This window comes from Bradyrhizobium sp. ORS 86 (genome assembly GCF_045571475.1).
In the GTDB taxonomy this organism is placed as follows: Bacteria; Pseudomonadota; Alphaproteobacteria; order Rhizobiales; family Xanthobacteraceae; genus Bradyrhizobium.
This window is the reverse complement of record NZ_CP120699.1, coordinates 4,225,315-4,239,561: the sequence shown is the minus strand read 5'-3', so window position 1 is coordinate 4,239,561 and position 14,247 is coordinate 4,225,315. Positions and strand designations below refer to the sequence as shown.

The window sequence follows — 14,247 nt, the reverse complement described above, 5'->3', positions numbered from 1 at the left end:
AGCCTCACTGGGAGGATCTCACATGGAACTGACACGACGTCACGCTCTTGTCGGCGCCGCCGGGTTTGCGGCCGCGCCACTGTTGCCCGCGGTCTCGGCCAACGCGGCCGCGCCGATAGCCGACAGGCAGGCGCCGAGCTTCTATCGCTACAAGGTCGGCGACATCCTGGTCACGGTGGTGTCGGACGGCAAGAACGTCTTCAAGCTCGAGGATTCCTTCATCCCGAACGCCAAGCGGGATGACGTGAACGCCGCGCTGGAGAAGGCCTACATGCCGCGCGACATGATGACGATCTATTTCGCACCGCTGGTGATCAACACCGGCGGCAAGCTTGTCGTGATCGATACCGGCAACGGTGCGCTGGCGAAGGCCAGCAGCAAGGGCACCAACGGCCTGTTCGCGGACAATTTCGTCGCAGCCGGCTTCGATCCCAAGAATGTCGACATGGTCGTGATTTCGCACTTCCACGGCGACCACGTGAACGGCTTGCTGACCGCCGAAGGAACGCCGGCATTTCCGAACGCCGAGGTGCTCGTCCCCGCGACCGAATGGAAATTCTGGATGGACGACGGCGAGATGAGCCGCGCGCCGGCGGGGCGCATGCAGGGCCTGTTCAAGAACAACCGCAACGTCTTCGACGCCGGCCTGAAGAAGAAGGTCACGCCCTATGAGTGGGGCAAGGAGATCGCGCCGGGCTTGACCACGGTCGAGACGATCGGCCACACGCCGGGCCATACCTCCTATGTGCTGGCGTCCGGCGCGGGCAAGGTCTTCATCCAGTCCGACGTCACCAACAACCCGAACCCGTTCGCGACCCATCCCGGCTGGCACGCCTTCTTCGACCAGGACGGCGACCTCGCGGAGAAGACCCGACGCCGCGTCTACGACATGGTGGTTGCGGAGCGGCTCCAGGTGCAGGGCTTCCACTATCCATTCCCGGGTCTCGGCCATGTCGAGAAGGACGGCGATGGCTACCGGGTGATTCCGGCGCCCTGGAATCCTGTGATCTAGGCTCGTCATTCCGGGGCGATGCGTTGGCATCGAACCCGGAATCTCGCGCCGCATCTCAAGAATCCGGGTTCGCGCGCAAGGCGCGCGCCCGGCAATGACGAAACTGATCTTGACGCGGCAAGGGCGCAGCCCTATAGCGGCGCCCATGATCAACGCCGCGACCATCATTATTGCTCGCCGTCGCCGTACCTCCGCGGTACAGGCGAGCGTTCGCGTTTAAGATCATCGCCTCTGCCGCTGGATCCCCTCCGCGGCGCTCTCCCTGACAAAGACACGCGGTTCGATCTGGCGGCTCCTACGTCACGCAGGAGCTACGACCATGTATACGCCACCGGTATTCAAGCCCGACCGCGCCGCAAGCCTCGCCTTTGCCGAAGCGCGCGGTTTCGGCATCGCCTGCGCGTGGGACGGCGCAAAGCCGGTCGCTTCCGCGCTGCCGTTCTATCTGGTCTACGCGGATGACGGCACGCCGCGGGCGCTGTTTCATGTCGCCCGTCACAATCCGCTGGTAAAGCTGGCCGGCGGCAGGCCCTGGCTGCTGGCTATCAACGGCGCTGACGCCTATGTATCGGCGGACTGGTATGTGTCGCCGGACCAGGTGCCGACCTGGCTCTATCAGGCCGTCCATCTGACCGGACCGGTGCGGGCGCTGTCGGGTCAAGAACTTGCCGGTCACCTCGATGCGCTGAGCGCCAAGTTCGAGCACCGGCTGTTGCCCAAGAGGCCGTGGACATCGGGCAAGATGACAGCCGCGCGACTGGATGCCATGAAGAAGGCGATCGTGGGCCTTGAGATGACGGTGGAAGAAGTGGAGGGCAGCTTCAAGCTGAACCAGCACAAATCCGAGACCGACTTTGCGGCGGTTGCGGGCGCGCTTGCCGCGCAACGCGATGCCGGCGCACAGGAGATCGCGCATCTGATGCGGCAGGTGCGGCCTGATGTCTTTGTAACCGAATCGAACGAGCTCGAAAGGAGCGTGCCATGAGCCTCACCGACACCGACAAGCCGACCACTGCCGGCGCGGCGGCCAAGCCCACCGTGTTCGTCGATGGCGCGTCCGGCACGACCGGTCTCGGCATTCAGGAACGGCTGCGCCAGCAGGGCGACGTCGCGATCAAGACCATCGCGGAGGACAAGCGGAAGGATCCTGCGGCGAAGCGCGCGCTGATGGAGGAGGTGGATCTCGTGATCCTGTGCCTGCCGGACGATGCCGCGAAGGAGACCGTCGCGTTGATCGACACGATGGGGAACGCCGCTCCGAAGGTGCTCGACGCCTCGACGGCGTATCGGGTCGCGCCCGACTGGGCCTACGGCTTCCCGGAACTCGCGCCCGACCAGGCCGACAAGGTCAAGACCGCGAAGAAAGTCTCGAATCCGGGCTGCTATCCGACCGGTGCAATCGCGCTGCTTCGGCCGGTGGTCGATGCCGGTCTGCTTCCCCAGGACTATCCGCTCACGGTCAACGCGGTGAGCGGCTATTCGGGCGGCGGCAAGTCGATGATCGCGAGCCACGAGGACGGCACCGCGCCGGCCTTCGAGCTCTATGGACTTGGCTTCGAGCACAAGCACGTGCCGGAGATGCAGCTCTACTCGCGGCTGACGCGGCGGCCGATCTTCATTCCGTCGGTCGGCAACTACCGGCAGGGCATGCTGGTCTCGGTGCCATTGCAGCTCGACGCGTTGCCGGGCAAGCCCACCGGCGCCGACCTCCAGGCTGCGCTGGCGAAGCGCTACGCCGGAAGCCGCTACGTCTCGGTGATGCCGCTGCAGAATGAAGCCGCCAAGAGCGGCCGGATCGAGCCGGAGGCGCTGAACGAGACCAACACGCTCGAGCTCCACGTCTTTGCCAGCGACAAGCACCGCCAGGCGGTGATGGTCGCGCGGCTCGACAATCTGGGCAAGGGCGCCTCGGGCGCAGCCGTGCAGAACATGCGGCTCATGCTGGGGCTGGCCGATAGCTGACGGCAGGCCTCATCGTGGACGAGGACACGCTGCAGTTCTACCGGCGCAACGCCGAGGCCTATGCCGGGTGGGGGAAAGCCCCATCCACCCGGCTGACAGGCTTTCTCGGCCTGTTGCCGCTGGGTGGCGCGATCCTCGAGCTCGGTTGTGGTGCCGGCAATCATGCCGCGGTCATGCTTGCCAGGGGGTTCGCCTTGCATGCCACCGACGGCTCACCTGAAATGGCCGAGATCGCGGCGCGTCGCCTCGGTCATCCCGTTGAAGCGATGCTGTTCGACGAACTCGACGAGCGCGATGTCTATGACGGCGTCTGGGCCAGCGCCTGTCTGCTGCATGTTCCGCGCGACGAGTTGGCTGGCGTGCTTACCCGGATTCACCGCGCCTTGAAGCCCGCCGGGATCTTCTATGCGAGCTACAAGATCGGCCACGATGACGGCCGCGACAGCATCGGCCGCTACTACAACTATCCCTCGCCGGAATGGCTGCAAGCGACATACGCGTCGGCCGGCCCGTGGACGCAGCTCTCGTCCGACACCAGCCAGATCAAGAGCTTTGATGATGCCCCGGCAACCATGTTGCACGTCGTCGTGCGCAAGGACAGTTAGCTACCGCCGGCGCGGCAGGCGCCGCAACCGGCGCGATGCTGCCGCTCAGACGATCCTGAAGATCGCGAGAGCGAGCACGGCCTGGGCGAGGAAGCCAATCGTGAACGCCAGCGTGCGGAACACCGGCAGGCCGAGGGTGTAGACGATCAGATGCGCGACGCGGGCCCAGAAGTAGACGGCGCAGGCAAGCACGGTCCATTTGGTCGAATAGTCGGCCGCGTTGAGGATCAACACCAGCGGCGCGAAGATCACGAGGTTCTCCACGGCATTGTCGTGGGCGAACATCAACCGAGTCGCCCATTCCGCATGCGGCTTGTCGTTGCGCGAGGGGTTGGCCATCGTGCCGGAGAGGCCACGGACCTGGCAGCGGTTGATGATATAGGGAATCCAGAGCAGTCCGGTCAGGATCACCGTCAGCGCCAGCCAGAACAGTTCACGCGTCATCGTCTCCCCCTCAACTGAGTTCGATTCCCGAGCGCCGGGACGATCTGCTTATAACTGAGCGGAAGGGCCTGCGCTACGCGCGGACGCGGACGTAGCTCCCCGGAGCGTCCTCGAGCGGCGGCATCTCCGGTCTGCCCACCGCGCGCGCCGCCACCCTCTCGGAATCGAGATTCTCCAGCCATTCCTGCCAGTCGGGCCACCACGAGCCCTTGTGCTCCTGGGCATTCTTCAGCCAGTCGGCCAGCTTGACGTCCTTGATGTTGTCGTTGGTCCAGTACTGGTACTTGTTCGCTGCCGGCGGATTGACCACGCCGGCGATATGGCCCGAGCCGGAAAGGACATACTTCACCGGGCCGCCGAAGAACTGCGAGCCGTACAGCACCGATTCCGCCGGCGCGATGTGATCCTCGCGCGTGGCCAGGTTGTAGACCGGAACCTTCACCTTCGACAAATCCAGCAGCGTGTTGTCCAGCACCATCGTGCCCGTCGACAGCCGGTTCTCGAGGTAGCAGTTGCGCAGGTAATAGGAATGGTTCGACGCCGGCATCCGGGTCGCGTCCGAATTCCAGTGCAGCAGGTCGAACGAGGAGGGCGGCTGCCCCTTGAGATAGTTGTTCACCACATAGGACCAGATCAGGTCGTTCGAGCGCAGCATGTTGAAGGCCATCGCCATCTTGCTGCCTTCGAGCACGCCGGACTGCTGCATGTCGCGTTCCAGCGCTGAGATCTGCCCCTCGTCGACGAACACCAGCAGATCGCCCGCGTGGGTAAAGTCGACCTGGGCCGCAAAGAATGTCGCAGAGGTCACGCGCTGGCGGCGCTTCTCGGCGAGATAGGCAAGCGTCGAGGCGAGCAGGGTGCCGCCGACGCAATAGCCCGCGGTGTGAACCTTCATCTCGCCGGTGACCTTCTCGATCACATCCATCGCCGTGAGCGGGCCTTCGGTCATGTAATCGGCCCAGCTCTTCTTGCCGAGCTCCTTGTCCGGATTGACCCAGGAGATCACGAACACCGTGATGCCCTGATCGACGCACCATTTGATGTACGATTTCTCGGTGCGCAGATCGAGGATGTAGAACTTGTTGATCCAGGGAGGCACGATCAGCAGCGGTGTGCGCAGCACGTTCTCCGTCGTCGGCGAATACTGGATGAGCTGCATCAGCTCGTTCTGGTAGATCACCTTGCCCGGCGTCGTCGCCATGTTGACGCCGACTTCTAGATTGGTCGGGTCGGACTGGCGAATCCGAAGCGTGCCGTGGCCGGCCTCGATATCCTCCGCCAGCATCTTCATTCCGCGTACCAGGTTGTCGCCGTTGGATTCGACGGTGGCGCGGAGCACCTCAGGATTGGTCAGGACGAAATTCGACGGTGCGAGCGCGTTGGTGATCTGCTGGACGTAGAATTCGGCCTTCTTGCGAGTATGCGGATCGATTCCCTCGGCGTTGCGGACGAGTTCCTGAGCCCATTTCGACGTCAGCAGGTAAAGCTGGAGAATGAAGTCGAAGAACTGGTTCGACTTCCATTCCGGATCCTGGAAACGCTTGTCGCGAGGGGGCGGCTCGATCGCCGGCTTGGCGTCCGATTCGCCGGCCATGCGACGCACCGCCGCGCCCCAGAGATCGAGATAGTCCTTCCCGAGCCTGAGCTGCAGATCGGAAGCGCGTTCCTTGTCGGACAACCAGTATTCGGCAATCACGCTGAAGGTCTTGATGACCTCGCCGAGTTCATTGGGGGTCTGATCACGAACCTCGCCGGTCTGCCGGGGCTTGAGATAGGCGGCGAGCGCCTGACCGCTGCTCTCCATCGCCCGCGCGATATTCATGGCGAAGGCTTCGGCGTTGAACTTGGGGGCGGCCTGGGTTTCGGTACTAACGTTGCTCATCTCAAGCACATTATCGCTTCGTTTCATGGGCGTCATCGCGCGGTGCGGCAACGCCGATCAGGCAAAATCCCGTGTTTCGCGCTGTTGCACCGCGACAAAAAAACTTGGTTCCGACATATTGAAGCCTCACGGCAACGCTTATGTTGTTCAGGCCTTAATCGTTTCAAGCGACAATCGTTTGAACGGCTAAAGCCAAGATTAACGCAGCGGGGACGCTGCAAGGCTCGTACCAGTGCGACCCGTGTCGGCGACGTGCAGCCTGCGCGCCAGCTTGTTGGGGACTTTTCGGCAAATGCCGTTCGATCGGATGATGAGGGGGCTCGCGGCCGCAGTGCTGCTCGCATCGACGGCGGCGCTGGGAGCTTGTTCGAGCACGGTTGCGGATTTGCCCGGCATCGGAGTCCCGGCCGATGCGCCAGAGCGACCAAAGGACGCCGGCGGTTACCTTCCTGTTCATGATCTCCCGCCTGATCGCAACGAGGCGACCATGAAGCCGGCCGACCAGGCCAAGCTCGAGGCAGAGCTGAAGGCTGCGCGAGAGCGCCAGGCGACCGCTGCGGCCCAGAATGCGGCGGCCGCGAGCGACGTGGCGGCGAACGCCGCGACCGGACGGTAGTGTGTGAAAGCTCGATCTGCGCTGGCGCGACCGGGTGTCCGTGCTAAAAGAACGTCAATTCAACCGCATATCCGGCCGCCTGTTCCAGCCTCGTGCGCCTGAATTCGCCCTAAGTTATTGATTCAGTGCGATTTCTGGAGGGAGCCGAGTCCGGCTTCGAGAGCTGGCCAAGGGTCGTCGATTCTGGTGTGCCGGTTGTTGGAGCAAGGGTCCCATGGAAGAATTTTATCGCATTCGTCGCCTGCCGCCTTACGTCTTTGAAAAGGTCAACCAGGCCAAGGCGGCCGCACGCAATGCCGGGGCCGATATCATCGACATGGGTATGGGGAACCCGGACCTCCCGACCCCTTCGCATGTGATCGAAAAGCTCAAGGAAACCCTCGGCAAGCCTAGGACCGATCGCTATTCGGCCTCGCGCGGCATCAACGGCCTGCGAAAAGCCCAGGCCGCCTATTACGCGCGGCGCTTCGGCGTGAAGCTCAATCCGGATACGCAGGTGGTTGCGACGTTGGGCTCGAAGGAGGGCTTCGCCAACGTGGCGCAGGCGATCACCGCGCCGGGCGATGTCGTGCTGTGTCCCAATCCGAGCTACCCGATCCACGCCTTCGGCTTCCTGATGGCCGGGGGCGTGATCCGCTCGGTGCCGTCCGAACCGACGCCGCAGTTCTTCGAAGCCGTCGAGCGGGCGATCATCCATTCGATCCCGAAGCCGATCGCGCTGATCGTTTGCTACCCGTCGAATCCGACCGCCTATGTCGCCGATCTCGACTTCTACAAGGACCTCGTCGCCTTCGCGAAGAAGCACGACATCTTCATTCTGTCGGATCTCGCTTACGCGGAAGTTTATTTCGACGAGAACAATCCGCCGCCGTCGGTGCTGCAGGTGCCGGGCGCAATCGACGTCACCGTCGAATTCACCTCGATGTCGAAGACGTTCTCGATGGCCGGCTGGCGCATGGGCTTTGCGGTCGGCAACGAGCGCATCATCGCGGCGCTCGCGCGCGTGAAGTCTTATCTCGACTATGGTGCTTTCACGCCGATCCAGGTGGCGGCGACGGCCGCGCTCAACGGGCCCGAGGATTGCATCCGCGAGATGCGTGACACCTACCGCAAGCGCCGCGACGCGCTGGTCGAGTCATTCGGTCGCGCCGGATGGGACATTCCGCCGCCGCAAGCCTCGATGTTCGCCTGGGCACCGCTGCCGAAGGCGTTCGAGGCGGTCGGCAGCATGCAGTTCGCGACCCTGATGGTGGAGAAGTCCGGCGTCGTGGTATCGCCCGGCGTTGCCTTCGGCGAGCATGGCGAAGGCTATGTCCGCATCGCGATGGTCGAGAACGAGCAGCGGATCCGGCAGGCCGCGCGCGGCGTGCGCCGCTTCCTTGAAAGCGGCATCGAAACGTTGCACAACGTGGTTCCTCTCGCCAATCGACGCTAATCCTTCCAGGTTCCTTACTCTCATGGTCGCACCCCTCAAAGTGGGCATAGCGGGACTCGGCACCGTCGGTGCCGATGTGGTCCGTCTGATCGAAGCGCAGGGACGCGTGCTGTCCGAACGCAGCGGCCGCGGCGTACGCGTCGTCGCCGTGACGGCGCGGTCGAAGGCCAAGAAGCGCAGCCTCGACCTGCGCGGCGTTGAATGGGCCAAGAGCCCGCAGGCGCTGGCCGAGGATCCCAACGTCGACTGCTTTGTCGAATTGATGGGCGGCGCCGGCGATCCCGCATTCGGCGCGATCGAGACGGCACTGAAGGCCGGCAAGTCGGTCGTGACCGCCAACAAGGCGCTGATTGCCAAGCATGGCTTGCGGCTGGCCGCGGCCGCCGAGAAGCATGGCGGCGCGCTGAATTTCGAAGCGGCGGTTGGCGCCGCGATCCCGATCGTCAAGACGCTGCGCGAGGGACTTGCCGGCACCGGCGTCAGCCGCGTCTATGGCATCCTCAACGGCACCTGCAATTACATCCTGACGCGGATGGAGCAGGAGGGACTGTCGTTCGCCGAGTGCCTCAAGGATGCCCAGCGGCTCGGCTATGCCGAAGCCAACCCGTCCTTCGACGTCGACGGCCACGACACCGCGCAGAAGCTGGCGATCCTGGCGAGCCTCGCCTTCGGAACCAAGGTCGCGCAAAGCGCCGTCTATGTCGAAGGCATCTCCTCGATCACGCCTGAAGACCTGCGCGCCGCCGAAGAGCTCGGCTATCGCGTCAAGCTGCTCGGGGTTGCCGTGCGTACTGCCAAGGGTATCGAGCAGCGCGTGCATCCGACCATGGTGCCGAAATCGTCGTCGATCGCCCAGGTGATGGGCGTCACCAATGCGGTGACCATCGACGGCGAAGGGATTCCGCCGATCACGCTGGTCGGCCCCGGGGCGGGCGGCGCGGCGACGGCTTCTGCGGTGGTCGCCGACATCGTGGACGTCGCGCGCGGAATCAGGGCCAAGCCGTTCGGCCGTCCGGTGGAGCGGTTGCGCGGCACCACCAAGGCGCCGATGGAACGCCACGAGGGTGGCTATTACATCCGCCTGATGGCGCGCGATCTTGCAGGCACTGCCGCAACAATCGCCACCCGGCTCGCGGAACAGAAGATATCACTGGAATCGATCGTGCAACGGCATCCGGATGGCGTCGATGTGAATGGTGCGGCCAAAAAACCTTCACCAGTTCCGGTCATTCTGATTACCTATGCCACCAGTGAGGACGCGGTGCATCGCGCTTTGGCCGCAGTGCAGCGCGATAAGGTCATCAGCGGCCGGCCGCAGGTGATCCGGATCGAGAAGAACTAGCGCGCCACCTGCACGGACGGGCGCATGACGATTGATGCGGGCAGTGTGGCCCGCGAGGCTTTGAGGAGTACGCCGATGTCGACCCATATTTCCGTTCCGCCGCAGTTGCTGCTCGAGCGCATCCTGACGCTCGAAATCGTGCGGGTGACGGAGCGCGCGGCGGTATCGGCCGCGCGGCTGCGCGGCCACGGTCAGGAGAAAGCCGCCGACAAGGCCGCGGTCGACGCGATGCGCCGCGAGCTCAACAAGCTGCCGATCGAAGGCACCATCGTGATCGGCGAGGGCGAGCGCGACGAGGCGCCGATGTTGTTCATCGGCGAGAAGGTCGGGCTCAATGCCGGACCCAAGGTCGACATTGCGGTCGACCCGCTCGAAGGCACCACGCTGTGCGCCAAGAACATGCCCGGCTCGATCGCGACGATGGCGATGGCCGATGGCGGCACGCTGCTGCACGCGCCCGACGTCTACATGCAGAAGATCGCGATCGGTCCAGGCTACGCCAAGAACGTGATCGAGCTCGACGCGCCGCCGGCCGACAACGTGCGCCGGCTCGCCAAGGCCAAGGGCGTTGATCCGACCGCGATCACCGTGCTGGTGCTCGACCGTCCGCGCCATGCCGATATCATCAACAGCGTGCGCTCGACGGGCGCTGCCGTGCAGCTCATCACCGACGGTGACGTCGCCGGCGTCATTCACTGTGCCAAGCCCGATGAGACCGGCGTCGACATGTATATCGGCACCGGCGGCGCGCCCGAGGGCGTGCTGGCTGCGGTCGCGCTGCGCTGCATCGGCGGCCAGATGCAGTGCCGCCTGATCCTCGACAGCGAGGAGAAGCGCGAGCGCGCGCACAAGATGGGCGTCACCGACCCGAAGATGATCTACGGCATCGAGGACATGGCCAAGGGCGACTGCCTGTTCGCCGCGACTGGCGTCACCACCGGCTCGCTGCTGACAGGCGTGAAGTTCAAGAAGGACGTGATCGAGACCGAGACGGTCGTGATGCGCTCCGTCACCGGTACCGTGCGCTACATCAAGGCGGAGCACCGCCAGCTCGACAAGTTCCATCTGGACTGAGCAGACATCGTCATTCCGGGATGGTCCGAAGGACCAGACCGCAGATGCGCAATTGCGCGTCGGGGAATCTCGAGGTTCCGGGTAGGGTGCTGCGCACCGTCCCGGAACGACGGGTCAAACAACAAGAAAAAGGGAGCCGCGCATGTCCGATCTTTCCGCAGTGAAAGCGCTGGTGTTCGACGTGTTCGGCACGGTGGTCGATTGGCGCACCAGCCTGATCAACGACTTCACCAGATGGTCGGAGACGCGCGGCATCAAGGCCGACTGGACCGCGCTGGTCGATGGCTGGCGCGCGGTCTACACCGCCTCGATGGACGAGGTGCGCAAGAATCCGCAGAACGGCTATGTCATCCTCGACGTGCTGCATCGCCGCTCGCTGGAGAAGCTGGTCGCGCAGCTCGATATCAAGGGGCTGACGGATGCCGATCTGCACCATCTGACGATGGGCTGGCATCGCCTGCACCCGTGGGCGGACAGCGTCGCAGGGCTGGCGCGGCTGAAGACGAAATACATCATCTCGCCGCTCTCGAACGGCAACGTCGCGTTGCTGACCAACATGGGGAAGTTCGCAGGGCTCCCTTGGGACCTCGTCATGTCGGCCGAGCTGTTCGAGCACTACAAGCCCGATCCGGAGACCTATCTCGGTGCGGCGAAGCTGCTCTGCCTGCCGCCGGAGCAGGTGATGATGGTCGCCGCGCACAATTACGATCTGAAGCATGCGCAGAAGCATGGCTTGAAGACCGCCTTCGTCGCGCGTCCGACCGAATACGGCCCGCTGCAGAAAGTCGATTTCGAGGCCACCGGCGACTGGGACATCGTCGCCAAGGATTTCGGGGAAATCGCCAGCCGAATGGGCTGCTAGAACTGGTCTGCGATTCATTGACGCGTTACGATTCCTATCTGGCTCGGAAGGGATCATGACGCTCCACGCATCTGCTCTGCCCGTCGAGGCGCCGTCGGCGTTTCTCGGCGTGACGCGATCGCTGACCGGAAAATTCTGGCGCGATCGGCTGGATGCGCGGGGGGCGACGCGCGCGCTCGCAATCGTCCAGCGCCACAATCTGCCGGAAATGCTGGCGCGCGTGCTGGCGGGACGCGACGTCGGGATCGACGCGGTCGCCGATTTCCTCGATCCGACCATCCGCAAGCTGATGCCCGACCCTCATACCGTGACCGACATGGAGACGGCGGCCAAGCGCATCGCGGACGCGGCACAGCACGGCGAGAAGGTCGCGATCTTCGGCGACTACGACGTCGACGGTGCGACGTCGGCGGCGCTGCTCGCCTGGCACCTGCGCCATTGCGGATTGGATCCGCTGATCCACATCCCGGACCGCCTGTTCGAAGGCTATGGACCGAACACCGAGGCGGTCCGCGCGCTGGCGGCGAAGGGCGCGACGCTGCTCGTCACGGTCGACTGCGGCACCACCAGCATCGAGCCGCTGGCGGAAGCGAAGAAGCTCGGAATGTCGGTCGTCGTGATCGATCATCACCAGTCCGGCGACCAGTTGCCCGAGGTCGACGCGCTGGTGAATCCGAATAGGGCGGACGATCTCTCTGGCCTCGGTCATCTCGCGGCCGTCGGTCTCGTGCTGGTGACGCTGGTGGCCGTGAACCGCGAATTGCGCCAGCGCGGATTCTGGACGCGTGAGATGCCGGAGCCCGATCTGCTCGGCATGCTGCATCACGTTGCGCTCGGCACGGTCGCCGACGTCGCTCCGCTGATCGGGCTCAACCGCGCCTTTGTGACCAAGGGCCTGATCGCGATGCGCCGTCGCGATCACATCGGTCACACCGCCCTGATGGATGTGTCGCGGCTGAACGGCCCGCCGGAAGCCTGGCATCTCGGCTTCATGCTGGGCCCGCGCATCAATGCCGGCGGCCGCATCGGGCGCGCTGATCTGGGTGTGCGCCTGCTGCTGGAGGGCGACGTGTCGGAGGCGGCGCGGATCGCGGCCGAGCTCGACCGTCTCAACACCGAGCGTCGCGTGATCGAGCAGGCGGCCGAGGCGCAGGCCGAAGCCGAGGCGCTGGCCTCGCTCGGGCTCGAGGACAAGGGTGCGGTGATCGTCACCGCGGCGGAAGGCTGGCATCCCGGCGTGGTCGGGCTGGTGGCCGCGCGGCTGAAGGAGAAATTCGCCCGTCCCGCATTTGCGATTGCGCTCGAGCCGGGCGGCATCGGCACGGGATCGGGCCGCTCGATCGGTGGCGTCGATCTCGGCAAGGCGGTGCGCCAGGCGGTGCACGATGGTCTCCTGATGAAAGGCGGCGGTCACGCGATGGCCGCCGGCGTCACCTTGCGCAGGGAGAAGCTTGCCGAATTCCGCGCCTACCTCGAGAACGCGCTCGCGGCCGACGTCGCCAACTCGCGCCACGAGAATGAGCTGTTCATCGACGGCGCGGTGACGGCGCGCGCGGTGACACCTGAATTTGCCGCAACGCTCAACCGCGCCGGTCCGTTCGGCAGTGCCAATCCGGAGCCGGTGATCGCGCTGCCGTCACATCAACTGGTCTACGCCGACGAGGTCGGCGAGGCGCATTTGCGGCTGCGCTTCAAGTCGGGCGATGGCTCGATCGTCAACGGTATCGCCTTCCGCTCGGTCGGGCAGAAACTCGGCAGCGCCTTGACGCAAAATCGCGGCCAGCAACTGCACGTGGCAGGCTCTCTTGCAGTCGACCGTTGGCAAGGCACCGAACGTGTGCAATTCCGTGTGCTCGACGTCGCGGTGCCGGATCAGGGCCCGGCGGTGATCAGATAAGAAACGTTGGGAGTGGACATGGCAGGACAGGTTCAAGGCAAGGTCGCGCTGGTGACCGGCGGCGCATCGGGCATTGGCGCGGCGATCGTGGAATTGCTGGCGCGGGAGGGGGCGACCGTGATCGCCACCGATATCGACGAGTTGAAGGGCCCTGAGCTGACCGAGCGCCTGAAGAAGGCCGATCGCGATGTGAGCTTCCTGGCGCAGGACGTGACCAGCGAGGAGCGCTGGATCGAGGTCGTGGCCGAGGTCGGCAAGCGCTACGGCCGCCTGGATATCATGGTCTCCAACGCCGGCATCGGCATCGGCGTGCCTTCGATCGTCGAGATGTCGCTTGCGGACTGGCGCAGGCAGACCGCGATCAATCTCGACGGCGTCTTCCTGTCGGTGAAGCATTCCTTGCCGTTGATGCGCAGGCATGGCGGCGGCTCGATCATCATGATGTCGTCGCTCGCCGGCCTTCGTGGATCGGCGAACCTTGCCGGCTACTGCGCGACCAAGGGCGGCGTACGGCTGTTCGCCAAGGCGATCGCGATGGAGTGCGCGCAAGTCGGCGACGGCATCCGGGTCAACTCGGTGCATCCCGGCATCATCGACACGCCGATCTGGGGCAAGATCCCGACCGGCGCGGCCGGTGCCGGCCAGAACGCGCCGATCGATCCGGAGGAGCGCGCGAGGTTTGCGGCGCCGCTCGGCCGTGCGGGGCAGGCGATCGAGATCGCGCAGGGCGTGCTGTATCTGGCCTCGGATGCATCGCGCTATGTGACCGGCACCGAGCTCGTCATCGACGGTGGCATGAACGCAGGCGGGGTGGTGCGGCAGGCGTAAGTCTCCGCCATTTCGCGCGAGGCGATTGTATTAGCCTCGCTGTCATCGACCGCGCATGCGGGTGATCCGTATTCCAGAGACGCCGGTGCTTGAGAGGCCGCGGCTCGCTCCACCGCGTCGTCCGGCCTAATGCGCAATTGCGCACGGGGGCCGGGACCCATACGCCGCGGCTCGTGTTGTGAACGAGACTCGTCGTTCCAGACGGTGCATAACAACATGCATTCGGGGTTATGGGTCCCGGCCTTCGCCCATAGGCGTTAAGGTAAGCGGACCATGGTTTGATAGCGT

At 64.6% G+C, this 14,247-nt stretch carries 13 protein-coding genes; 11 read left to right on the top strand and 2 right to left on the bottom strand.

Annotated elements, in window-relative coordinates; all coding sequences use genetic code 11:
• Positions 1-22: 22 nt before the first annotated feature.
• The 4 genes from P6U25_RS19800 (at position 23) to P6U25_RS19785 (ending at position 3,579) form a co-directional block, all read left to right on the top strand.
• Positions 23-1,012: an MBL fold metallo-hydrolase gene (locus tag P6U25_RS19800; protein WP_407146438.1), complete on the top strand. Its 990-nt coding sequence runs from the start codon at positions 23-25 to the stop codon at positions 1,010-1,012.
• Positions 1,013-1,331: 319 nt separating this feature from the next.
• Positions 1,332-1,997, top strand: a complete 666-nt coding sequence (locus tag P6U25_RS19795; protein ID WP_407146437.1) for an FMN-binding negative transcriptional regulator — start codon at positions 1,332-1,334, stop codon at positions 1,995-1,997.
• A complete protein-coding gene (gene argC / locus P6U25_RS19790; RefSeq protein ID WP_407146436.1) occupies positions 1,994-2,974 on the top strand; it encodes an N-acetyl-gamma-glutamyl-phosphate reductase in 981 nt (326 codons plus the stop codon). The genes P6U25_RS19795 and argC overlap by 4 nt, the downstream gene beginning before the upstream one ends.
• A gap of 14 nt (positions 2,975-2,988) precedes the next feature.
• Positions 2,989-3,579: a class I SAM-dependent methyltransferase gene (locus tag P6U25_RS19785; protein WP_407146435.1), complete on the top strand. Its 591-nt coding sequence runs from the start codon at positions 2,989-2,991 to the stop codon at positions 3,577-3,579.
• Positions 3,580-3,624: 45 nt separating this feature from the next.
• On the opposite strand, the gene P6U25_RS19780 is transcribed toward P6U25_RS19785, so the two are convergent.
• Complete coding sequence (locus P6U25_RS19780) at positions 3,625-4,023, bottom strand: MAPEG family protein (protein WP_407146434.1); 399 nt, start codon at positions 4,021-4,023, stop codon at positions 3,625-3,627.
• Between the two features lie 73 nt (positions 4,024-4,096).
• Positions 4,097-5,905 (bottom strand): PHA/PHB synthase family protein, encoded by a 1,809-nt coding sequence (locus tag P6U25_RS19775; RefSeq protein WP_407146433.1) that lies wholly within the window; start codon positions 5,903-5,905, stop codon positions 4,097-4,099.
• A gap of 292 nt (positions 5,906-6,197) precedes the next feature.
• Between P6U25_RS19775 and P6U25_RS19770 the strand changes: the two genes are divergently transcribed.
• The 7 genes from P6U25_RS19770 to P6U25_RS19740 all read left to right on the top strand — a co-directional run bounded on the left by P6U25_RS19770 (position 6,198) and on the right by P6U25_RS19740 (position 13,959).
• The gene (locus P6U25_RS19770) at positions 6,198-6,521 is read left to right on the top strand and encodes a hypothetical protein (RefSeq protein WP_407146432.1); all 324 of its coding nucleotides are present in this window, start codon (positions 6,198-6,200) and stop codon (positions 6,519-6,521) included.
• 214 nt (positions 6,522-6,735) lie between these two features.
• On the top strand, positions 6,736-7,956 hold the full coding sequence (locus P6U25_RS19765; RefSeq protein WP_407146431.1) for an LL-diaminopimelate aminotransferase: 1,221 nt from the start codon (positions 6,736-6,738) through the stop codon (positions 7,954-7,956).
• Between the two features lie 22 nt (positions 7,957-7,978).
• Positions 7,979-9,298, top strand: coding sequence for a homoserine dehydrogenase (locus tag P6U25_RS19760; RefSeq protein ID WP_407146430.1), 1,320 nt, complete (start codon positions 7,979-7,981; stop codon positions 9,296-9,298).
• A 75-nt stretch (positions 9,299-9,373) separates the two neighbouring features.
• Positions 9,374-10,372 (top strand): class II fructose-bisphosphatase, encoded by a 999-nt coding sequence (glpX, locus tag P6U25_RS19755; RefSeq protein ID WP_407146429.1) that lies wholly within the window; start codon positions 9,374-9,376, stop codon positions 10,370-10,372.
• A 142-nt stretch (positions 10,373-10,514) separates the two neighbouring features.
• A complete protein-coding gene (locus P6U25_RS19750) occupies positions 10,515-11,234 on the top strand; it encodes a haloacid dehalogenase type II (protein ID WP_407146428.1) in 720 nt (239 codons plus the stop codon).
• Between the two features lie 55 nt (positions 11,235-11,289).
• Positions 11,290-13,131 (top strand): single-stranded-DNA-specific exonuclease RecJ, encoded by a 1,842-nt coding sequence (gene recJ, locus P6U25_RS19745; protein ID WP_407146427.1) that lies wholly within the window; start codon positions 11,290-11,292, stop codon positions 13,129-13,131.
• An 18-nt stretch (positions 13,132-13,149) separates the two neighbouring features.
• Positions 13,150-13,959, top strand: coding sequence for an SDR family NAD(P)-dependent oxidoreductase (locus P6U25_RS19740; RefSeq protein ID WP_407146426.1), 810 nt, complete (start codon positions 13,150-13,152; stop codon positions 13,957-13,959).
• Positions 13,960-14,247: the final 288 nt, after the last annotated feature.

Coding starts and splice junctions, on each gene's coding strand:
- P6U25_RS19750 (WP_407146428.1), top strand. CDS start 10,515: ATGTCCGATCTTTCCGCAGTGAAAGCGCTGGTGTTCGACGTGTTCGGC.
- P6U25_RS19775 (WP_407146433.1), bottom strand. CDS start 5,905: ATGAGCAACGTTAGTACCGAAACCCAGGCCGCCCCCAAGTTCAACGCC.
- P6U25_RS19765 (WP_407146431.1), top strand. CDS start 6,736: ATGGAAGAATTTTATCGCATTCGTCGCCTGCCGCCTTACGTCTTTGAA.
- argC (WP_407146436.1), top strand. CDS start 1,994: ATGAGCCTCACCGACACCGACAAGCCGACCACTGCCGGCGCGGCGGCC.
- P6U25_RS19800 (WP_407146438.1), top strand. CDS start 23: ATGGAACTGACACGACGTCACGCTCTTGTCGGCGCCGCCGGGTTTGCG.
- P6U25_RS19780 (WP_407146434.1), bottom strand. CDS start 4,023: ATGACGCGTGAACTGTTCTGGCTGGCGCTGACGGTGATCCTGACCGGA.
- P6U25_RS19770 (WP_407146432.1), top strand. CDS start 6,198: ATGCCGTTCGATCGGATGATGAGGGGGCTCGCGGCCGCAGTGCTGCTC.
- P6U25_RS19760 (WP_407146430.1), top strand. CDS start 7,979: ATGGTCGCACCCCTCAAAGTGGGCATAGCGGGACTCGGCACCGTCGGT.
- recJ (WP_407146427.1), top strand. CDS start 11,290: ATGACGCTCCACGCATCTGCTCTGCCCGTCGAGGCGCCGTCGGCGTTT.
- glpX (WP_407146429.1), top strand. CDS start 9,374: ATGTCGACCCATATTTCCGTTCCGCCGCAGTTGCTGCTCGAGCGCATC.
- P6U25_RS19740 (WP_407146426.1), top strand. CDS start 13,150: ATGGCAGGACAGGTTCAAGGCAAGGTCGCGCTGGTGACCGGCGGCGCA.
- P6U25_RS19795 (WP_407146437.1), top strand. CDS start 1,332: ATGTATACGCCACCGGTATTCAAGCCCGACCGCGCCGCAAGCCTCGCC.